This window comes from Hungatella sp., assembly GCF_046966825.1.
In genome coordinates this window covers 46607-66892 of sequence record NZ_JBKVCZ010000005.1, presented here as the reverse complement: position 1 = coordinate 66892, position 20286 = coordinate 46607, and the positions used below count along the sequence as shown (strand labels likewise).

The window sequence follows — 20286 nt, the reverse complement described above, 5'->3', positions numbered from 1 at the left end:
GAGAATGCACAGACGCCGGGCGGAAATAAGGGCGCGTCTCAGGAGAACAGTTCTGACGGCCAGAGTTCAGCCGGAAACACGGCAAGCGGGCAGACCGGGGATAGCCAGAAGAGCGGAAGCGATGCGGGAAGCAAGCCGGCGGAGAATGGCGGCGCCTCCCAGGCGGCGGCCGGAGGTACCCAGAGAGTGCACGTAGTTCAGGATGGAGAGACACTGTATGGGATCTGTATTTCAGAATATCACGATGTAAATAAATTAAAGGAAATCTGCGAGTTAAACGGACTGGAGGACGAAAATAAGATCGTATCCGGCCAGCAACTTCTGCTTCCTTAAAACATATGGTAATTTGTTAATAATTTGTAAACTTTTGATTCGTATGATTGACTTTCTCTGCTTTTGAGCATAATATTACTGTGTAAAGAGATTTATACAGTTAATATTGCCTTAGCAGTAAGCATCCCAAAATAGGGGAAATGCCGAACCTAAGGCTTTTTTATTTCATAGAGACGTTTATCCTGTGAAACAAAAACCTCCGGAGTCTGGTAAATTGAACTTTTCATATTTTATGTTCAAGGAGGGTACAAATGAAGACTGCAATATTGGTAGATGGCGGATTTTACCGCAGACGTGCACAAATTAAAATCGGTGAAAAAAGTGCTGCAGAACGGGCAAATGAACTGGACGGTTATTGCCGCAGGCATCTCATTGAAAAACATCAAACACCACATGAGTTATATCGAATTTTCTATTATGATTGTCCGCCAATGAATAAAAAGGTATATCACCCTTTTCTTAAGCAGCAAATTGATTTTTCAAAGTCTGAGCTTAATGTTTGGATGACGCAGTTTTTATCTGAATTAAAACAGCATAGAAAATTTGCATTAAGACTTGGAAAACTGGCGGATGCGCAGGCGTGTTATACTTTACGGATTAATGTTGTAAAAAAGCTTTGTTCCGGCAAGCTAAATTTGTGTGATTTACAGGAAAAAGATTTTATGATACAGGTTGACCAAAAGGGCGTTGATATGAAGATTGGTTTAGATATCGCTTCCTTATCTTATAAAAAGCAGGTGGACCAGATTGTATTAATTTCTGGGGACAGTGATTTTGTATCTGCTGCCAAACTTGCCCGGCGTGAAGGTATTGATGTTGTTCTCGATCCTCTGGGAGCGCCAATTAAAGAAGATTTGTTTGAACATATCGATGGTCTGAGAACATGCGATAACAGGTATATTAATTCAAAACAACAGGCAATGGAGAGTAAGCCGGACCAAACTGCAGTACTCCAGGTGGGGGAACAGTGACGGTAAAAAATTTGCGTTCTCGCAGAAAGAAAAAAATAATGCGTTTCTCCTGGAAATGATGTATACTACAATCAAACCACTTACGGCATTTTTTAGGAGAAAACATAATGAGTGATTTAGACTCTATGAACAGAGAAATTAAAAAAAGACAGCTGAGACGGCAGATCGTTCCATCACCTGCCCCTCAGGAAGAAGACAGTGAGGAAATCGTCCGGAAGGCCCGAAAACGTGTCAAACTGAAACGGCTCAGGATTTTCCTGATTATTGGTGTGATCTTAATTGCGGCCGGCATTGGCCTGTTTCAGTATTTCCGGTATTACCAGTATACGAGCTATGACGTCGTGTGGGAAAAAGAAATGAAGGAAGGCAGCTTCGTCGGCTATATGGATTTTGGCGGAAACGTCTTGAAATACAGCAAGGATGGCGCTTCCTACATCGATAATCAGGGAAAAGAAATCTGGGTGCAGAGCTTTGAGATGAAGTCCCCCACGGCCTGTGTGAACGGCAATTACGCGGCAGTGGCGGACCAGCAGGGCAACAGCATCTATATATTTGACAAGTCGGGTCCTACAGGGACGGCAACCACACTGCTTCCGATCATCAAAGCCACAATCTCGGCCCACGGCGTTGTCGCCGCGGTTCTGGAAGATTCCACCTCGAACTATATCTATTTTTATAAGAACGACGGCAATGTCCTGGACGTAAAGATTAAGGCGCTGTTAAACGGCGAAACCGGATACCCGGTGGATATCAGCCTTTCCCCTGACGGAACACAGCTGATAGGCGCGTATGCTTACTTGAAGAACGGGGCGCTTAATGGCCGTGTCGCATTCCACAATTTTGCGGAAATCGGAAAGAGCGTACCGGACCGGGTGGTGGGCGGATTTGACGAGCCCTATGAGTCGTCCCTTGTGGCGCGGGTACATTTCCTCGACGACACGTATTCCTGTGCGTTTGCAGATAACAGCGTATCCTTCTATTCGACAAAGAACGCGCTGTCGCCGGAGCTGCTTAAGCAGGTTGTGGTGGAGGAGGAGATCAGATCCGTCTTTTACTCGGACAAGTATGTGGGGATCATTGTAAATAACACGGATGGGGAGAACCCGGACCGGATGAACGTCTACAATCCCGACGGGACCCTCGTATTTTCGGAGGCGTTTCATTATCAGTACACCCAGGCCGATATTGACGGAGAGCATGTAATTTTGTATAATGAAGATTCTTGCAGGGTTTATAATATGTCCGGAAGACTGAAGTTTGAAGGAACATTTGATTTTCCCGTATCCAGGATCCGGAACGGCAGATTTCCAAACACGCTGCTGGTAACCGGGCCTCAGAACATGAAAGAGATAAGATTACAATAGACCAGGAGGATTAATACCAATGAGTAAGATCGAAACCATGTCAGTCAATGCAATTCGCGTCCTTTCCGCCGATGCCATACAGAAAGCGAAATCCGGTCATCCCGGTCTTCCGCTGGGCTGCGCTTCGGCCGCCTATGAGTTATGGGCAAATCACATGAACCACAATCCGGCAGACCCGAACTGGGCCAACCGGGACCGCTTTATCTTATCCGGCGGCCACGGCTCCATGCTTCTGTATTCCCTGCTCCATTTATTCGGTTATGGAGATTTATCAAAAGAAGATATCATGAATTTCAGACAGCTGGGTTCCCTGACACCGGGACATCCGGAGTATGGCCACACGGTCGGCATCGAAGCAACCACAGGACCGCTGGGAGCCGGTATGGCTATGGCTGTCGGTATGGCGGTTGTAGAGACTCATCTGGCAGAGGTCTTTAATAAGGAGGAGTATCCGGTAGTCGATCACTATACATTTGTGCTGGGCGGCGACGGCTGCATGATGGAGGGGATTTCCTCCGAGGCGTTTTCGTTGGCAGGAACACTGGGACTGTCCAAACTGATCGTCCTCTATGATTCCAATAAAATTTCCATCGAGGGAAGTACGGATATCGCATTTACCGAGAATGTCCAGAAACGCATGGAAGCGTTCGGTTTCCAGACGATCACCGTGGAAGACGGCAATGATCTGGAAGCAATCGGACGAGCCATCGAGGAGGCAAAAGAAGACACTGAGCATCCGTCTTTCATCACCATTAAGACGCAGATCGGCTTCGGATGCCCGGCCAAGCAGGGCAAGGCAAGCGCTCACGGCGAGCCTCTGGGAGAAGAGAATGTGCTGGCGATGAAGGAGAACTTAGGCTGGCCATCTATGGAACCGTTCTACGTACCGGACGAGGTATATGAGCACTACGCTCACCTTGCGGAAGAGAAGGCCGAGACGGAAGCCGCATGGAACGTAATGTTTGCAGCATACTGCGAAGAATATCCGGAGATGGAAGCGCTGTGGAATGCTTATCACGATGAGAATGCAGGTGAAAAAGCCATTGAGGCGTGTGCTGATTTCTGGAGCAAACCGGAGAAAGCCGATGCCACAAGAAATATTTCCGGAAAGATTTTAAATAAGATTAAGAACTGTATGCCGAATCTGATCGGAGGCTCCGCCGACTTAGCGCCGTCCAACAAGACGAATATGTCGGATATGGGCGACTTCTCCAGGGATAACCGCGGCGGACGCAACCTGCACTTCGGTGTCCGTGAGCTGGCGATGACCGCGATCGGCAACGGAATGATGCTTCACGGAGGACTGCGCGTCTTTATCGCCACCTTCTTCGTATTCAGCGATTATACAAAGCCTATGGCACGTCTTTCCTCACTGATGGGAGTACCGCTGACCTATGTATTTACGCATGACAGCATTGGCGTCGGCGAGGATGGGCCGACCCATGAGCCGATCGAACAGATGGCTATGCTTCGCGCCATGCCGAATTTCCATGTGTTCCGTCCCTGTGATGAGACCGAGACCGAATGCGCATGGTATTCCGCGCTGACCTCCAAAAAGACACCTACGGCGCTGGTTCTGACGAGACAGAATTTAACACCGATGGAAGGCAGCAGCAGAGAGGCGTTAAAGGGCGGCTATGTGATCGACGATTGTGAAGGTACGCCGGATCTGATTTTCATCGCCAGCGGTTCCGAGGTAGAGCTGGCTGTCAATGCGAAGAAGCTGCTTGCAGACAGAAAGGTTCGTGTCGTTTCCATGCCGTGTATGGACTTGTTCGAGGAGCAGTCTGCGGAATATAAAGAATCCGTACTTCCGAAGTCTGTTCGGAAACGTGTAGCCGTAGAAGCCTTAAGCGACTTCGGATGGGGCAGATACGTTGGACTGGACGGAGCCTGTGTAACCATGACCGGATTCGGGGCCAGCGGCCCGGCAAACCAGTTGTTTGAGCATTTCGGCTTCACTGCCGATCATGTGGCCGAGGTTGCCAGATCCTTATAAAGGTGACAGTGCCGTCGGATAATACGAAAGGGAAAAAGGAGTATAGTTCAAAATGGGAAAGAAATGTATTGGCATTGATGTAGGCGGAACCAGTGTAAAGATCGGATTATTTGAGACTACAGGCGATCTTCTGCTGAAGTGGGAAGTCCCCACCAGAAAAGAAGAGGGCGGAAAGTATATTATCGGTGATGTGGCGGCCTCCATTTTAAAGACCCTGGAAGAGAAGCAGATTCCAATGGAAGAGGTAGTCGGCGCAGGACTGGGCGTACCGGGACCGGTTATGCCGGACGGCTCTGTCGAGGTATGCGTAAACTTAGGCTGGCACAACGTGAATCCGGGAAAAGAGCTTAGCGCACTCCTGGGCGGTCTGCCGGTAAAGAGCGGCAATGACGCCAACGTGGCGGCTCTCGGCGAGATGTGGCAGGGCGGCGGAAAAGGATTCGATGATATCGTAATGGTAACGCTGGGAACCGGCGTTGGCGGAGGTGTTATCATCGGCCAGAAGATTATTGCAGGCAAGCATGGACTGGCTGGAGAGATCGGCCACATCCATATCCGTGACGAAGAGACAGAGAGCTGTAACTGCGGCGGCGTAGGCTGTGTAGAGCAGATATCCAGCGCCACAGGCATCGCGCGGGAGGCCAGAAGAAAGATGGCCGCATCGGATGCCCCGTCTGCCATGAGGGAGTTCGGCGACGATATTACGGCGAAGGATGTGCTGGATGCCGCAAAAGCCGGCGATGCGCTGGCACTGGAGACGATGGAAGTGGTAGGCCATTATCTGGGCCTCGCACTGGCACAGATCTCCATGGTAGTGGACCCGGAGGTGTTTGTACTGGGCGGTGGTGTGTCAAAGGCAGGACAATTCCTGATCGATACCATTTATAAGTATTACGATAAGTATACTCCGATCTCCAAGAATAAGAGTGGAATCGTTCTGGCGACCCTGGGCAATGATGCCGGGATTTATGGGGCGGCCAGACAGATATTGGATTAATTTGCTAATTTTTCGTTAATATGGCCGTTTGGACTTTAAAATCTGGAATAAACGTGGTAAACTCAAACTATAGATAGTACATAAAGAAAGGGGTATTTTTATGAAATTTTATGTTTGTAACCACTGCGGCAATATTATCGCATATGTAAAGAGCAGCGGCGTTCCCGTAGTCTGTTGCGGAGATGTCATGAAGGAGCTGGTTCCTAATACCACGGATGCTGCGGTTGAGAAGCATGTCCCCGTGATACATACAGACGGTCAGAAGGTGACCGTAACGGTAGGTTCTGCCAAGCATCCAATGCTTGAAGAGCACTATATTGAATGGATCGCGCTGGCGACAAAGCAGGGCAACCAGAGAAAAGAACTGAAACCGGGTCAGGAGCCTCAGGCAGAGTTTATGATCAGCGAGGACGACGAGGTCTTAGAAGTATATGCATACTGCAATCTTCATGGATTGTGGAAGGCATAAGAAACTATAGTGAATATTTAACAGCGCCCGAAGCAAGTAACTTCGGGCGCTGTTTTTTACTGTACTTCCTCAGGATAGCAGCAATTCTTTGGCTTTCATTCGGTTAGATCCCCATAACTCCATCCCAAAAACTCCATTCCCAAAACTTCTTCAGTCATAATAGGATTTCGCAACGTCCAGGTCAACCGGCACTCCCTGATAAGTAGTATACCAGTTTTCATATTCCGGATTATTCCATACGGTCCCATCCTCAAAGGTAATCTGTTTCACACAGGCAAGGAGATAACTAACTTTGTGTATATGACCGGGCTGATCCCACCAGCCATCAAATAAGTGCAGTCCATTCGTTTCACTCGACTGACCGGGGGCAATGCTTTCGTAGCATCCCGAAGTCAGCCATTGATAAGATTTCGGGGAATTTGGCTCGATTCCCGTAACGATCCCGTAATCCGTTCCGTCTGTACTAAAACCAACACTGCCAACCTCACCGTTTTTCGCCACATTTCGGGCATCCCAATAAAGCTCTAATGGCTGGCCGTCCTTATCATAAGCCAGGAGACCAACGTCACAGCGGCTGATGGTGCGGTCGGAATTGTTTGTTACGATCAGCCTGACAAACGGCCATCTGTAAGGTGCCTCCTCATACTGAATACTGCATGAATCTATGGTAAGATAGGGGCTGCCGGTAATAACTGAATTAGAACTGTCAACAAACTGCTTTGTCTTTTCCGTATAGCTGACCTCCCTGGAGTTATAGAAAATGGTTAATTTTACGTTGCGCGGAACTGCAATAAGCACATAATCTACGTTTCCCTTACCCATATCAAACACACTGACGCTTAGGCCATTTGCGTCTGACTGGGGCTGATAGGCGTAATTATGCGGTAAACCGCTGTAATAAATATACTGATACTCTGTTCCTTCTAATACATACCAGATTCCGGGATTACAGGTGGTTATCATGCTTAAAATGTCGTCGGGTACGAGTTCCTTTGTCAGGCGGCTTACATCTTCCGCTGATTCAGTAATCGGTGTATTGGGGGCTGCAGTGCCCTGCGTGTTGAGCTGCGCAGGCGAAGCGCCATGGAGATCGGCGGCATACGCTCCTGTAAAAGATGCGCCATAGAGTAATGCCAGCGTCAGTATGCCGGTGATCACAGCCGTGGCTTTTGATTTTTTTCTATAATGCATAATTGCGTCAAGCCTTTCTTTTAATAGTTCGGCACTCCTGTTGAGTGTCACAGAAGCCAGAGAATCCTTGTAGGTACCGCCCAGATTTACAGCGTTTAGCAGGGTATCCCCATAGGCCCGTCGTCCGTCCTTATCCAGTGATTTTATGACTGCTTCATCACAGGAAAATTCACAGGCGCGGTTAATCTCCCGGCCCATCAGATAGACCAGAGGATTAAACCAGTGGAGGCAGATCGAAATCTGCACCAGCCATTTGTAGAACATATCCCTCCGCTTGTAATGGGTCAATTCATGCAGGATGGTATACTGAAAATCGGAATCCGGAAGTTCTGCAGACGGCAGCATGATACATGGCCGGAAGAAACCGATTAAGAGCGGGGACGAGATCAGGCTGTTTGTGTATAGCCCGACAGTACCTCTTACGCCTGTTTGCTCGATCAGACTTCCTATCTGCTCCCAGAGCGCCATATCGGAAATCTCAACCCGTCCGGCCTTGATATACTTTACAAAACTCTGATAGATGGTTACTTTCCGGATCAATAGTCCGACAGCAACAATCAGCCAGATTGATAAACACAGGGCTGCTGCATTTTGGGTCGCCATGTGGAATACGCCCGGCCGTGTCTCCTGTTTTAGCCCCGCATAATTCCCACCGCCTGCACCAGGCTGTTCCCCGGCGGGGCGGTCATGATCGTCAGACTCAGCTTCGTCCAATCCCATATAATTCGGTTCCGCATACGAGTCCGCATCCGACAAAACTGCCGCAGTACCGATATGCTGAAACAGATTTCCCACAAGACTGGCTTCCGGAGTAAAGGGAAGCAGCAGACGGAAAATGACGACCAGCCAGATATAATACTGCCATTGTTTGCTTAACCGGTCTCGGACAATGGGCCTGCAAAGCAGTAAAATAAGAATCAAAAATGACCCGGAGAGAGACAGGGAAAGGATTGTTTTTAGCAGCTCGTTCATTCTTTATTATCACCGCCTCTCCAGTGATTTTTTAATTCTTCATAGTCATCGGCGGAAATCAGTTCCTTCTGGATCAGCGTGGAGATCAGCCCTTTTGCGTCTCCCTCATAGATCTTATCGAGAAATGTTTCTGTCTGGGATGCCTGGTACTCCGCCTCGGAAACAAGGGCGGTGTATCTGTTCCGGCGTCCGATCTTATTCGTTTTTAAAAAGCCCTTTTCAATCAGGCGCAGAAGCAGGGAGATAATGGTGTTCTTGGTGGTTGACATTCCTTTGCTGTCCAGCTTTTCGACAATTTCCGCGTAGAGGGCGGTTCCTCCATTCTCCCAAATAATTTTCATAAGTTCCAATTCGAAATCAGATACCTGCTGCAGCATATTGCTCCTCCTCTTTAGATTGCAGAATGCACTCTAATGCTATGATAGCATTATGCAATCTAAATGTCAATATCATAAAAATTTTTAGATAATTAATGGACGATCTTGTTTTATTGTTAACGGACAGGAAGGAAAAGCCGGAAAAAATTACATAAGTATGGACATAGAAGATCTTTTTAAGTAAAATGATATGTATAAAAAGTGGAAAAACACTTACAAAGTGGAAAACTCCAGTCTGGAATGACGATAAAGTGGAAAAGAGGAGGCCCGGTATGGATTATGGATTTAAACCTGAAAAGCGAGTGGTCACAGAGAAGACCCCAGCCGTTTTTACGTGCGGGGCGCTGCTCTTTTATGTGGCCTCCGGCAGCGGAACCCTCCACGTAAATGGCGTGAAGCTGGAGCTTGGAAAAGGGAGCTTCGGCTGGCTTCACACGTACCATATCTACCAGTTTGAACCGGAGTGGGGGCAGGCGCTGGAGCTGCTCTGCTGTCCGTTTGACTATGCTTCGGCTTCCTACGTCACCTATCGGAACAGCTTGAAGATTACGATGACTGTCCTGACGGAAAACTCTCCGGTGGTGAGACTGTATGGGGAAGATGCAGACGATGTCAGGTCGCTGATGGAAGAGCTGATGGAAGAGGGCTCCGGGAGCGGGGCTGCGGATATTATACAGGGATATTCCCTGTTTCTGGAGATCGTCACGCTGTTTCTCCGCTATTCAGCGAGGGAGTCTGAGCAGCAGGAGGGACAGGGGAGGCCGTTTGAGCGAAGTCTGGCCTGGAAGCTGCTCCAGCATATTTTCACCTACAGCAACGAGAATCTGACGAGGGAAAAGCTGGCAGCCGTCTATGGAGTAACGGTGCGGCAGGTCAGCTGTCAGCTAAGCCTTGTGGCAGGTCAGAACTTTGCAGGCCTCCTAAACCGGGCAAGGGTGGACCGGGCCTGCGATATGATGCATTTCGGCGGACTGACGATGCAGTACATCGCACGTTACGTCGGATACCATTCGGAGACCTCCTTTTACCGGTCCTTTAAGCAGGTAATGGGGATGACGCCCCAGGAGTACCAGAAGGCCGTCCTGCCGGAGGCAGGGAAAGAGGCGGCCCATATCGACACGCGTGCGCTGCTGATCCTGAATTATCTGTTTGGCCATTACCGTGAACCGCTGACCACACAGGATACGGCAAAGGCCCTGTATCTGGAGAAAAACTCTGTAAATCCCCTGTTAAAGGAGAATTTTGGTCTGGATCACAGCGGTATTCTGACAGAGCTTCGAATGACGTATTCGGAATCGCTGCTGGAAAACAGCCGGATGCCGGTGGTGGATATCGCGTTTGCGTGCGGCTATAACAGTTCCCATACATTTATCCGGATCTTTTCGGAGCGCCATGGCATGACGCCCGGAGAGTACCGGCGTTTTTCCATACATGACGGGTTTAACCGCAGATAATGCAACGGGAGGGAAATAACATGGAATGTTCACTGGAGACGAGAGAAGACTCCGGATTTCGGGGAAAACAGTATTTTTCGCCGGAATTGCTGCCGGAGAGACTGAAGGCGCGCGCCTTTCGTTTAAACGGGGAGGGGGCCTTCGAGAACAGGGAGGACGTGACCGTACTTTCCATACGGAGAGGAAAAGGGCGCATGGTTTTGAACAACCGGGTGTATCCGCTGGAGCCGGGGATGGTGTTTATTCTCTATCCATATCACGTCTGGAAGGCCCAGGCAGATGAGGGCTGTGTGCTGGAGGGGGAAGAGAGTGTGATGAACATGGGCGCCATGCTGTTTTTGTTTGCCATCCCGCCCTACCATCGTCCAGTGCCGGTATTTGAAGAGAATCCATCTGTTTACCGCCTGGATCAGGCGTATAAGTGCCGCGTGGAACGGCTGTGGGACCGGCTTCTGAAGGAAAATGAATCTACGGACTGCTACGGTGGAAGAATGCAGTTTTCTCTTATTATGCGGATTATGGTCCTCTGCCGAAAACATGGAAAAGTCATCGACTGCTCTGCCTTTTAAATGGATTTGTCAAAAAATAGACGAAAAATCAGGCCATATTGACACTCTTCTAAAATTATTTTATACTGAGTCAAAATTCTGACAGGGTCAGATCAGTTTAGAGGAGGTAATTCATTATGACGAGATGTATGATCGGGGCATTAAAGGGGAAAGCAGCTGTAATCACTGGCGGAGGTTCCGGAATTGGAAAATCTATGGTGGAACGTTACCTGGCGGAGGGCGCTTCCGTAGTGGCTGCGGACATCAATGAAGCGAGCCTGAAGGCGCTTTTAGAAGAGCTGGAACCGGAGTACGGCGATAAGCTTAAGATTCTTAAGGTGAACGTATCCAGCAAAGAGGAAGTGGAGGCGATGATTGATTATACCGTCGAAGCCTTTGGAAAAGTGGACGTGGTCATCAACAACGCTGGAATTTTGGATAACCTTCTTCCCATTGCGGAAATGCCGGACGATGTATGGGAAAGGATTATGAATATCAACTTAAACAGCGTCATGTATGCATGCAGGAAGGCGGTCCAGTATTTCCTTAAGGAGAAACGTGAGGGAACGATCATCAATACGGCTTCCTTAAGCGGTCTCTGCGCCGGCCGCGGCGGTCTGGCGTACACCACCTCCAAGTTTGCCGTCGTAGGTTTGACGAAGAACGTGGCCTTCATGTATTCCGACGCAGGAATCCGATGCAACGCGCTGTGTCCGGGTGCCATTGAGAGCAACATCGGAAGCGGTATGAGAGAGCCCAGCAAGCTCGGCTTGACAAAGGCCGTAACCGGTAATTCCGGACGCCACCGCAACGGATCTGCGGACGAGGTTGCCACTGCGGCAGTATTCCTCGCCTCAGACGCCGCTTCCTTCATCAACGGTGAGACGCTGACGATTGACGGGGGGTGGAGCGCCTATTAAACACGTGTGACAATAACTGCATAGAACTGTGCTGACAATCCGGCAGATATTACCTTCCCCCAAGCCGGTTTGTCAGCTGTCTGCAGGAAGCCGGCCAGAAAGCTGTCCGCGATACTGCCCGCGAAACTGTCTGGGCGTACATCCGTAATGGCGTGTAAACAGCTCAGAATAGTAGCTTAAGTGGTTAAATCCGCACTCTGTTGCAATCTGTGTAATGCTCTTATCTGTCTTCTTAAGGAGATGAGAACTTACCTCCAGCCGGTAGGAATTCAGAAAATCGATCGGCGACTGGCATAAGTATTTTTTGAATATCTGACAGCATTTGCTGCGGCACACTCCGCCGGAAGCCGCTATGGACGACAGCGTCAGCCGCTCCGTATAATGCTGGTAAATAAAAGAAACCATATCTTTCTGAACCTTCGTATCCATGTCTTCACTGCCCGGTGCGGCAGGATTACCGGCCTGAAACTGCCGGGCAAGATTCTTCCATACCCGATAAAACAGTCCGATAATCTCCAGCTCGTACCCATACTCCCCCTGCCGTTTTAGTTCCGTCATTTCCGTTAGACTGTCCAGAATAAACGCATGGCCGGGGCAGCCGGAATCCAGATATACATATTCTGTTTCCCGGTCCTCCAGAATCGGCATCAGGTATTTGCGGAAGATCAGCTTGTTTGACGAGAACAGCGCGGGATGGACGAGAATGCAGAGAAAGGAACAGTCCTTCTGGTCGATGGAGGAGCCGTAATGCATCTGCCTCGTGTTGACCATGATCCCGTCATGTTCTTTCAATACCAGATTCTTTCCATTGATATAATAATTCATCTCACCATCGATAATCTTGATAAATTCCAGGTCATCGTGCCAGTGGCACAGTGCCTTCCTGTCCGGATACCGGGACAATTCTCCTGTCTGTATGTAGAGCGGTATGCCTGTTTCGTCGTAGCGGACGATCTCAGAGGCGTCCTGCATAACATCAACATTTATCTTTCCATCATTATTCAGCATTGTTCTCACCATAAAATACGATTGTTATAATATATAACGATTATACCGATATTGAACCCGTATATCAAGTAATATAATTATAAAATATAAATCAAAGCCAGACCACAGGGGAGTTCTGATGAGAGAGAATGACAAACACTTTTACAAAAATTTATTCGTTCTGGTTCTGCCGATCGCGTTTCAGAATCTGATGTCGGCGCTGGTCAGCGCTTCGGACGCCATGATGCTCGGTATGGTGAACCAGGATTCTTTATCGGCGGTATCGCTGGCGGCGCAGGTACAGTTTGTCCTGAGCCTGTTCTGGGCGGCCCTGACCATCGGGACGACGATCCTGGCTGCGCAGTACTGGGGAAAGAATGATCGGCTGTCTGTTGAAAAGATTCTGGCGATTGTCCTCAAGTACTCCTTCGTGATTTCGTTCCTGTTTTTTGCGGCGGCGGCCCTCTGCCCGCAGGCGCTGATGCGCATCTTTACGAACGATGTGACGCTGATCGCGCTGGGCGCCGTATACTTAAGGATCGTCAGCTGGTCTTACCTGATGGCGGGAATCTCCCAGATCTATCTCTGTATCATGAGAAATAGCGGCAGGACGCTTAAGAGCACGGTGTATGGCTCGGTCTCCATGGTTTTAAATATTCTGCTGAATGGTATTTTGATATTTGGACTGTTTGGGTTTCCGAAGCTTGGAATCAGCGGCGCGGCCATTGCGACCGTGATTGCCAGGGCGGCAGAGTTAGGTCTGGCGATGTGGGAAAACTGTAAGAAAGATGTGGTACGGATTCACTGGAGTCTTCTGAAGGAGTCTCACGCCGTGCTGCGGAAAGATTTTGTCAAATACACCTCCCCTGTTATGGCCAATGAACTGGTGTGGGGCTGCGGCTTTACCATGTTTACCGTGATTATGGGCCATCTGGGGAGTGATGCCGTGGCGGCCAACTCCATCGCCGGAATCGTGAAGAACCTGATCTCCTGCCTTTGCATCGGCATCGGCTCCGGAAGCGGAATCATCGTGGGAAATGAGCTGGGAAGCGGAAACCTTGTCCGGGCCAGGGAGTACGGCGGACGGCTCTGCCGCCTGTCACTGGTAATGGGAGCCGTGTCCGGCGTCATCCTGCTGGCGTTCAGTCCCTGGATCATGCGGTATGCCGCCAATTTAAGCCCTCAGGCACAGGCGTATCTGCATGGAATGCTGTTTATGTGTGCGTATTATCTGATTGCGAAGTCGGCCAATATGACGGTGGTGGCGGGAATCTTCTGCGCGGGAGGCGACACGAAATTCGGCTTCCTGTGCGACACGGTCACGATGTGGATGATTATCGTTCCAATCGGCCTGTTGGCGGCCTTTGTCTTTAAGCTTCCGGTGCTGGCGGTTTATTTTCTGCTGAACCTGGATGAATTTGTGAAGCTTCCGGCGGTCTACCGCCATTATAAAAAATATCAGTGGGTAAGAAACCTGACCAGGGAAGATTTGGCAGAAGAGGCGGCTCTCAGCGGCCGTACTGAATAAAAGGAGAAGGACATGCTGGCGGATTACCATACACATACGTATTACAGCGATGATTCGGAATGTCCCATGGAGGATATGGTGAAAAAAGCCGTGGCCATTGGGCTCGACGAGATTGCATTTACAGAACACGTGGATTACGGCGTGAAGACGGATTTAAACTGCGGCTATGAGGCGTATTTTGAGGAAGTGGAGAGACTTAAGGAGAGGTACCGGGACCGGATCGCCATAAAGGCGGGGATCGAATTCGGGGTGCAGAGCCACACCATTCCTCTGTTTCGCCGTGACTTTGAGCGGTATCCCTTCGAGTTCGTCATCCTGAGCAACCATCAGGTGGGAGACCGGGAGTTCTGGAACTATGAATTCCAGGAAGGAAAGAGTCAGGAAGAGTATCAGACGGCCTATTACGAGGCGATCTGCGATGTGGTCCGGCAGTACAGGGGATATTCCGTATTGGGGCATTTAGACATGATTAAGAGGTACGACCGCTTCGGAGACTATCCGGATGACCGGATCATGGAAATCGTGGACCGGATTCTGCGCCAGGTGATCGCAGACGGAAAGGGCATTGAAGTCAATACGTCAAGCTTCAAATACGGCCTGAAGGATCTGATGCCGAGCCGCGCCATATTGAGACGTTACCGGGAACTGGGAGGAACCATTCTGACGATTGGCTCCGATACCCATGAGACGGTGCATCTCGGTGACCACATCGCTGAGGTGAAACAGGTGCTGAAGGACATGGGATATCGGACGTTTAACACCTTTTCCAGGATGGAGCCGGTTTACCACAATCTGTAATATAGAATACATTCCATTAACGCGTCAGAAAAGCCGCTGCAAATGAGGAAGCCCAGAGCTTCCGTCTCCGTTTGCAGCGGCCTTTTTTGTATTTGTGCAGTTACCGGATGTTTACAATTTTTACGGATATGGTATACTATATTGCAATCCATCATCCATCCGAAGAAGATGGCGGAATTCCTGTGATTTTCATGAAATTCTATGCTATAATGAACACGCGGGCAGTAAAAGTACCCTCCCGGGAGCGCTATCCTGTTACGCAAAAATCCCCATAAAAATGAGGAGACCCCGGTCGACGAGCAACCGGGGCAATTATGAAAAATCTATGTGCAATTTGACGATATAATCAATTCGCATAAATGATTTCCTATGCATTTAGTATAAAAAATACATGTGAATAAAATATGAACTTCATGTAAACAGATTATGAAAAATAGAAGGAGGCTTCATGGGAGAGAAAATAAGCAGAAAAACCATTGTTATCGGCCACAAGAATCCGGACACGGATTCCATCTGTTCGGCCATCTGTTATGCCAACTTAAAACGGTGCGTTACGGGGGAGAACTACCAGCCGGGACGGGCCGGGGCAGTTAATGAAGAGACACAGTTTGTTTTAAAGCATTTCAATGTGGAGGCCCCGGAAATTATCGAGAACGTCAAAACGCAGGTCCGTGATATCGAGATCAGGGAGACGGCGGGCGTGAAGAAGAACCTTTCCTTAAAGAAAGCATGGAATATCATGCAGGAGGCGAACGTCGTCACCATTCCGGCTGTCACGGAGGAAGGGCTGCTGGAGGGGCTTATCACAGTCGGTGATATTGCAAAATCCTATATGAACGTCTATGACAGCAGCATTTTATCCAAGGCCAATACGCAGTACGCCAATATCGTGGAGACCCTGGAAGGGGCCATGATCGTGGGGGATGAGACATCGTATTTCAGCGAGGGTAAGGTTCTCATCGCGGCGGCTAATCCGGATATGATGGAGTATTATATATCCAGGGGCGATTTGGTCATTCTTGGGAACCGGTATGAATCCCAGCTCTGCGCGATCGAGATGGACGCTGCCTGCATCATCGTGTGCGAGGGCGCGGCTGTCTCCATGACGATTAAGAAGCTGGCGCAGGAGCACGGATGTACGGTTATGACGACACCGTATGATACCTTTACGGCTGCCCGCCTTGTCAATCAGAGCATGCCGATCAGCTATTTTATGAAGACAGAGGCATTGATTACGTTCGAAATGGACGATTATATCGATGATATCAAGGACGTGATGGCGAGCAAACGCCACCGCGATTTCCCTATTCTCGATAAGAACGGCAGATACCGCGGCATGATTTCACGCCGGAACCTGTTAGGTGCCAAGGGCAAACGCATCATCCTGGTGGATCACAACGAGAAGAGCCAGGCGGTGGAAGGCATGGAGAGTGCCGAGATTCTGGAAATCATCGATCACCACAGACTGGGAACGGTGGAAACCATTGCGCCTGTATTTTTCCGCAATCAGCCGGTGGGCTGTACCGCCACCATCGTCTATCAGATGTATCAGGAAAACCGTGTGGAGATCGAACCGTGGATCGCCGGTCTGCTGTGCAGCGCCATCATTTCCGATACGCTGCTGTTCCGGTCACCGACCTGTACCGACGTGGATAAGAGGGCGGCGCTCCATCTGGCTGAAATCGCTGGGGTGGAAGTGGAATCGTATGCTGCTTCCATGTTTGCTGCGGGAAGCAATCTGAAGGGAAAGACCGATGTGGAGATCTTTTATCAGGACTTCAAGAAGTTCTCGGTCGGAAAGGTTTCCTTTGGCGTGGGACAGATCAGCTCCTTAAACGCGGGTGAGCTGGAAGAGTTAAAGGACCGCATGCTGCCGTACATGGCGAAGGCCAGAGAGGAGCACGGCATGGATATGATGTTCTTCATGCTGACCAATATTTTGACCGAGTCCACGGAGCTTCTCTGTGAGGGGCAGGGGGCCGAGCAGCTGATCGCAGGTGCATTCCGGACGTATTCGGAAGAGGGCGCAGGCGTTAAGGATCACGTGGTCAGCCTTCCGGGCGTGGTATCCAGGAAGAAACAGCTGATTCCGGGAATCATGCTGGCAGTTCAGGCCTAATACAGAAAGGAATTATGATGGCGAGACAATACTTTAAACCGGGCAATATGCTGTATCCGGTTCCCGCGGTTATGGTAAGCTGCGGGCGGGAAGGCGAAAAGCCCAATATTATTACGGTCGCGTGGGCGGGAACGATCTGTTCTTCTCCGGCCATGCTGTCCATATCCGTCCGGCCGGAACGGTATTCCCATGCAATTCTGACGGAGACGAAGGAATTTGTGGTGAATCTGGTTACGAAGGATCTGGTGTACGCCGCGGATTACTGCGGTGTGAAATCCGGACGGGACACAGATAAATATAAAGAGATGAAGCTGACACCGTCGCCCTCAAAATTTGTGAAGGCGCCGGGGATCGGGGAGAGTCCTGTGAATCTGGAGTGCCGCGTGACGGAAGTGAAGAAGCTGGGGACTCATGATTTGTTCCTGGCGGAAGTGGTGGGCGTCTCCGTAAACGAGAAGTTCATGGATGAGAACGGGAAATTCCACTTAAACAGTACCGGGCTGGTGGCTTACTCTCATGGCGAGTACTTTGAGCTGGGGAAAAAGCTGGGCAGCTTCGGGTATTCGGTGAAGAAGAAAGGAAGGAAGCACAAATAATGCAGAAACTGGACAATATCACGCTGATCGGTATGCCGGCTTCGGGAAAGAGCACGGTGGGTGTTCTTCTTGCAAAACGTCTCGGCTACTCCTTCGTGGACGTGGACATCGTGATACAGGAAAAGGAAGGCCGCCTGTTAAAGGAGATCATAGCCGAGGAGGGGCTTGGCGGCTTCATGGAGGTGGAAAACCGGATAAATGCCGGCCTTTCCGTACATAAAAGCATCATAGCGCCGGGCGGCAGCGTGATCTATGGGAAAGAAGCCATGGAACATTTAAAAGAGATCAGCACGGTGGTCTATTTAAAGCTCAGCTATGAGGCGGTGGAAGCCAGGCTGGGCAATCTGGTGGATCGCGGCGTCGTGCTGAAGGATGGGATGACGCTTCGGGATCTCTACGAGGAGCGTGTGCCGTACTATGAGAGATACGCGGATATTACCGTGGATGAAACGGGCAGGGATGCGGGGCAGACGGTCGATCAGTTAAGGGAAATGCTGGAGGACATCTACGGACTCAGAACGTGACAACGGAACGGGGCGGCTTATGGAAAATGAGAATTTGTCCGGCATGCACGGACTGGAGCTTACTAGGCACAGCGCGCAGGCCATAGTAAATGATATTGGCGGCATCGTCCATCAGAACATCAATATGATGGACAAAAACGGGGTAATCATCGCGAGTACGGATAAGTCGCGAATTGGCCATTTGCACGAAGGCGCTGTGAGGGTGATCGGGGAGAAGCTTCCTGAACTTTACATAACTCCGGAATGCGCGACCAACTCCACCCGGGTGGGATTAAATCTTCCGATTATCCATATGGGAGAGTGTGTCGGGGTCATCGGTATTACCGGCGGCTATGAGCAGGTAAAGGATTACGGAAGAATTGTTAAGAAAATGGTGGAGATCCTGATTCGTGAGAATTCGGAACAGGATGAGAAACGTCTGAAGACCAGAGTTGTGAGCCGTTTTCTGGAGGACTGGATTCTGGGAAACGGCCTGTTAAAATCCCAGGCTCTGGCGGAGCGGGGGTACACCCTGGGAATCGATATCAGCCTGCCGCGGCGCGTGATGGTCGTCAGTGTCAGAAAGCTGGAGAAATATATATCCACGGCAGACGGACAGAAGCTGATCGAGCAGATTGAGAATGATATCTCCAGTGTGGTGGAGTACATTCCCACCAACATGATCCTGAGAAATACAGGCCGCCAGATCATACTGGTCAAACAGTGCGCGGACACTCAGATTCGGGAGCTGGCGGAAAGGCTGTCCGGTATGGTTCTGGAGCGGTATCATATCAAGCTGGCCATCGGCATAGACGGAAAGTCTGAGGATATACCGACGGCATACAGCCAGGCAAACCGCGCGTGGCGATCGGCGAGAATCTCCTCCTCCAATATCCGGTCGTATGACCAGGTGACACTGGAGCTGTTTGCCGGTGATATTTCCAAGCAGATGAAGATCGCCTACATTCATAAGCTGTTTCAAAACTGCGCGTATGAGGAGCTGTCCGGATGGATCGATATTCTGGAGGCGTACTTCGCCGCGGAAGGATCGCTGACGGCCGCCGCGGACGCGCTGTATATTCACAAAAATACGCTGACGTACAAGCTGAAAAAGCTGGCGGAGCTTACCGGCTACGATGTGAGACTGATCAGCAACGCTCCGGTTTTTTATATGGCAATGCTGTTTTTCCAGGATGTAAAGGTTGAGATAGAATGGTAAGCGGATGTGCTGGAAAACAAAAATTGTGATAATTTTATGTTCTGAGGAACATTGACTGTGCCTTCTTAAGTATTGTATAGTATATACATACTAAAACGTGTTTCGTGCATTTTAAAGGACAAAGTGCACAAAGATTAAGGAGGGCATGGTATGACTGGTTTTCCACTTATTATCGCTTTTGTAATCGCAATCATTGTTATGATTGTGGCAATCTCCAAGTTTAAGATTCATCCGTTTCTCTCGATTATGACGGTGTCTCTGATTCTGGGACTGATTGCAGGTATTCCGCTCGTGAATGTGACGGCGGAGGATGGCAGTGTGACACAGGGCATTGCCAATGTTATCGGAGCCGGATTCTCCGGCACATTTACCAGTATTGGTATCGTTATTATCCTGGGCGCTTTGATCGGAAGCATCCTGGAAGCGACCGGAGCGGCATTTAAGCTGGCAGACATGGTAATCCGCCTGGTTGGCAAAAAGCGGCCGGAGCTGGCTATGCTTTTGATGGGCTGGGTCGTGTCGATCCCTGTATTCTGTGATTCCGGATTCGTAATTTTGAACCCGATCCGTAAGGCGCTGGTGAAGAGAACCATGACTTCCAGCGTGGCGATGACGGTTTCCTTATCCGCAGGTCTCTACATTTCCCACGTATTTATTCCGCCGACACCGGGACCGATCGCGGCGGCCAACACGCTGGGAATCGGAAACAACCTTCTCCTTGTTATGGGAATGGGCGTTCTCGTATCGATCGCTCCGCTGATCGCCGGCTATTTCTATGCGAAATACATCGGCAAGAAGGTTCGGGCAAAAGACGAGGCGGACAGCAGTGAAGTAACGAAGACCTACGAGCAGCTGGTTGCGGAATACGGCAAGCTTCCGGGCGGATTTATCGCTCTGGCTCCGATCGTTGTGCCGATCGTTCTTATGGCACTCGGCTCAAT

The 20286-nt window shown here is 49.8% G+C and carries 19 protein-coding genes; 16 read left to right on the top strand and 3 right to left on the bottom strand.

Translation table 11 applies throughout. The features are described 5' to 3' along the window. The 6 genes from ACLTD4_RS03045 to ACLTD4_RS03020 all read left to right on the top strand — a co-directional run. Positions 1 to 333 (top strand): LysM peptidoglycan-binding domain-containing protein (locus ACLTD4_RS03045; RefSeq protein ID WP_412331113.1); only part of this gene is annotated, 333 nt, incomplete at its 5' end. A 251-nt stretch (positions 334 to 584) separates the two neighbouring features. Beyond that, positions 585 to 1304 carry an NYN domain-containing protein gene (locus ACLTD4_RS03040; RefSeq protein ID WP_412331112.1) on the top strand — a complete coding sequence of 240 codons (720 nt, stop codon included), beginning with the start codon at positions 585 to 587 and terminating at the stop codon, positions 1302 to 1304. A gap of 107 nt (positions 1305 to 1411) precedes the next feature. Further along, positions 1412 to 2668: a DUF5711 family protein gene (locus ACLTD4_RS03035; protein ID WP_055658423.1), complete on the top strand. Its 1257-nt coding sequence runs from the start codon at positions 1412 to 1414 to the stop codon at positions 2666 to 2668. A gap of 19 nt (positions 2669 to 2687) precedes the next feature. Beyond that, positions 2688 to 4667 (top strand): transketolase, encoded by a 1980-nt coding sequence (gene tkt, locus ACLTD4_RS03030; protein WP_412331111.1) that lies wholly within the window; start codon positions 2688 to 2690, stop codon positions 4665 to 4667. A gap of 52 nt (positions 4668 to 4719) precedes the next feature. Then, the gene (locus tag ACLTD4_RS03025) at positions 4720 to 5664 is read left to right on the top strand and encodes an ROK family glucokinase (protein ID WP_412331110.1); all 945 of its coding nucleotides are present in this window, start codon (positions 4720 to 4722) and stop codon (positions 5662 to 5664) included. 100 nt (positions 5665 to 5764) lie between these two features. Then, positions 5765 to 6133, top strand: a complete 369-nt coding sequence (locus ACLTD4_RS03020) for a desulfoferrodoxin family protein (RefSeq protein WP_002605512.1) — start codon at positions 5765 to 5767, stop codon at positions 6131 to 6133. Between the two features lie 150 nt (positions 6134 to 6283). Here the strand turns inward: ACLTD4_RS03020 and ACLTD4_RS03015 are convergent, their stop codons facing one another. Both ACLTD4_RS03015 and ACLTD4_RS03010 read right to left on the bottom strand, forming a co-directional pair. Continuing rightward, positions 6284 to 8296, bottom strand: coding sequence for a M56 family metallopeptidase (locus tag ACLTD4_RS03015; RefSeq protein WP_412331109.1), 2013 nt, complete (start codon positions 8294 to 8296; stop codon positions 6284 to 6286). Then, positions 8293 to 8673, bottom strand: coding sequence for a BlaI/MecI/CopY family transcriptional regulator (locus ACLTD4_RS03010; protein ID WP_055658454.1), 381 nt, complete (start codon positions 8671 to 8673; stop codon positions 8293 to 8295). The genes ACLTD4_RS03015 and ACLTD4_RS03010 overlap by 4 nt, the downstream gene beginning before the upstream one ends. A gap of 272 nt (positions 8674 to 8945) precedes the next feature. Between ACLTD4_RS03010 and ACLTD4_RS03005 the strand changes: the two genes are divergently transcribed. The 3 genes from ACLTD4_RS03005 to ACLTD4_RS02995 all read left to right on the top strand — a co-directional run bounded on the left by ACLTD4_RS03005 (position 8946) and on the right by ACLTD4_RS02995 (position 11595). Beyond that, complete coding sequence (locus tag ACLTD4_RS03005; RefSeq protein WP_117622217.1) at positions 8946 to 10127, top strand: helix-turn-helix transcriptional regulator; 1182 nt, start codon at positions 8946 to 8948, stop codon at positions 10125 to 10127. A gap of 20 nt (positions 10128 to 10147) precedes the next feature. Beyond that, the gene (locus ACLTD4_RS03000; RefSeq protein WP_117622218.1) at positions 10148 to 10696 is read left to right on the top strand and encodes an AraC family ligand binding domain-containing protein; all 549 of its coding nucleotides are present in this window, start codon (positions 10148 to 10150) and stop codon (positions 10694 to 10696) included. A 116-nt stretch (positions 10697 to 10812) separates the two neighbouring features. After that, positions 10813 to 11595 (top strand): glucose 1-dehydrogenase, encoded by a 783-nt coding sequence (locus ACLTD4_RS02995; protein WP_002605517.1) that lies wholly within the window; start codon positions 10813 to 10815, stop codon positions 11593 to 11595. Positions 11596 to 11667: 72 nt separating this feature from the next. Here the strand turns inward: ACLTD4_RS02995 and ACLTD4_RS02990 are convergent, their stop codons facing one another. Further along, entirely contained in the window at positions 11668 to 12603 is a 936-nt protein-coding gene (locus tag ACLTD4_RS02990) for a helix-turn-helix domain-containing protein (RefSeq protein WP_243008277.1), read from the bottom strand. A gap of 118 nt (positions 12604 to 12721) precedes the next feature. Between ACLTD4_RS02990 and ACLTD4_RS02985 the strand changes: the two genes are divergently transcribed. The 7 genes from ACLTD4_RS02985 to ACLTD4_RS02955 all read left to right on the top strand — a co-directional run. Next, the gene (locus tag ACLTD4_RS02985; RefSeq protein WP_117622220.1) at positions 12722 to 14110 is read left to right on the top strand and encodes an MATE family efflux transporter; all 1389 of its coding nucleotides are present in this window, start codon (positions 12722 to 12724) and stop codon (positions 14108 to 14110) included. Between the two features lie 12 nt (positions 14111 to 14122). Continuing rightward, positions 14123 to 14908 carry a histidinol-phosphatase HisJ family protein gene (locus ACLTD4_RS02980; RefSeq protein WP_117622221.1) on the top strand — a complete coding sequence of 262 codons (786 nt, stop codon included), beginning with the start codon at positions 14123 to 14125 and terminating at the stop codon, positions 14906 to 14908. 448 nt (positions 14909 to 15356) lie between these two features. Continuing rightward, complete coding sequence (locus tag ACLTD4_RS02975; RefSeq protein WP_029467586.1) at positions 15357 to 17027, top strand: putative manganese-dependent inorganic diphosphatase; 1671 nt, start codon at positions 15357 to 15359, stop codon at positions 17025 to 17027. A gap of 17 nt (positions 17028 to 17044) precedes the next feature. Beyond that, complete coding sequence (locus ACLTD4_RS02970) at positions 17045 to 17623, top strand: flavin reductase family protein (protein ID WP_002605523.1); 579 nt, start codon at positions 17045 to 17047, stop codon at positions 17621 to 17623. Continuing rightward, the gene (locus tag ACLTD4_RS02965; protein WP_110323579.1) at positions 17623 to 18147 is read left to right on the top strand and encodes a shikimate kinase; all 525 of its coding nucleotides are present in this window, start codon (positions 17623 to 17625) and stop codon (positions 18145 to 18147) included. Before ACLTD4_RS02970 ends, ACLTD4_RS02965 begins: the two co-directional genes overlap by 1 nt. Positions 18148 to 18166: 19 nt before the next feature. Next, on the top strand, positions 18167 to 19345 hold the full coding sequence (locus ACLTD4_RS02960) for a CdaR family transcriptional regulator (protein WP_055658469.1): 1179 nt from the start codon (positions 18167 to 18169) through the stop codon (positions 19343 to 19345). A gap of 150 nt (positions 19346 to 19495) precedes the next feature. Continuing rightward, the coding region (locus ACLTD4_RS02955) for a GntP family permease (protein ID WP_412331108.1) at positions 19496 to 20286 on the top strand (791 nt) is incomplete at its 3' end.

Excerpts from the sequence above, each read along its gene's own strand:
- ACLTD4_RS03020 (WP_002605512.1), top strand. The coding sequence starts at position 5,765 with ATGAAATTTTATGTTTGTAACCACTGCGGCAATATTATCGCATATGTA.
- ACLTD4_RS02975 (WP_029467586.1), top strand. The coding sequence starts at position 15,357 with ATGGGAGAGAAAATAAGCAGAAAAACCATTGTTATCGGCCACAAGAAT.
- ACLTD4_RS03010 (WP_055658454.1), bottom strand. The coding sequence starts at position 8,673 with ATGCTGCAGCAGGTATCTGATTTCGAATTGGAACTTATGAAAATTATT.
- ACLTD4_RS02965 (WP_110323579.1), top strand. The coding sequence starts at position 17,623 with ATGCAGAAACTGGACAATATCACGCTGATCGGTATGCCGGCTTCGGGA.
- ACLTD4_RS03025 (WP_412331110.1), top strand. The coding sequence starts at position 4,720 with ATGGGAAAGAAATGTATTGGCATTGATGTAGGCGGAACCAGTGTAAAG.
- ACLTD4_RS03005 (WP_117622217.1), top strand. The coding sequence starts at position 8,946 with ATGGATTATGGATTTAAACCTGAAAAGCGAGTGGTCACAGAGAAGACC.
- tkt (WP_412331111.1), top strand. The coding sequence starts at position 2,688 with ATGAGTAAGATCGAAACCATGTCAGTCAATGCAATTCGCGTCCTTTCC.
- ACLTD4_RS03015 (WP_412331109.1), bottom strand. The coding sequence starts at position 8,296 with ATGAACGAGCTGCTAAAAACAATCCTTTCCCTGTCTCTCTCCGGGTCA.
- ACLTD4_RS02970 (WP_002605523.1), top strand. The coding sequence starts at position 17,045 with ATGGCGAGACAATACTTTAAACCGGGCAATATGCTGTATCCGGTTCCC.
- ACLTD4_RS02980 (WP_117622221.1), top strand. The coding sequence starts at position 14,123 with ATGCTGGCGGATTACCATACACATACGTATTACAGCGATGATTCGGAA.
- ACLTD4_RS02990 (WP_243008277.1), bottom strand. The coding sequence starts at position 12,603 with ATGCTGAATAATGATGGAAAGATAAATGTTGATGTTATGCAGGACGCC.
- ACLTD4_RS02985 (WP_117622220.1), top strand. The coding sequence starts at position 12,722 with ATGAGAGAGAATGACAAACACTTTTACAAAAATTTATTCGTTCTGGTT.
- ACLTD4_RS03035 (WP_055658423.1), top strand. The coding sequence starts at position 1,412 with ATGAGTGATTTAGACTCTATGAACAGAGAAATTAAAAAAAGACAGCTG.
- ACLTD4_RS03000 (WP_117622218.1), top strand. The coding sequence starts at position 10,148 with ATGGAATGTTCACTGGAGACGAGAGAAGACTCCGGATTTCGGGGAAAA.
- ACLTD4_RS02995 (WP_002605517.1), top strand. The coding sequence starts at position 10,813 with ATGACGAGATGTATGATCGGGGCATTAAAGGGGAAAGCAGCTGTAATC.
- ACLTD4_RS02960 (WP_055658469.1), top strand. The coding sequence starts at position 18,167 with ATGGAAAATGAGAATTTGTCCGGCATGCACGGACTGGAGCTTACTAGG.
- ACLTD4_RS03040 (WP_412331112.1), top strand. The coding sequence starts at position 585 with ATGAAGACTGCAATATTGGTAGATGGCGGATTTTACCGCAGACGTGCA.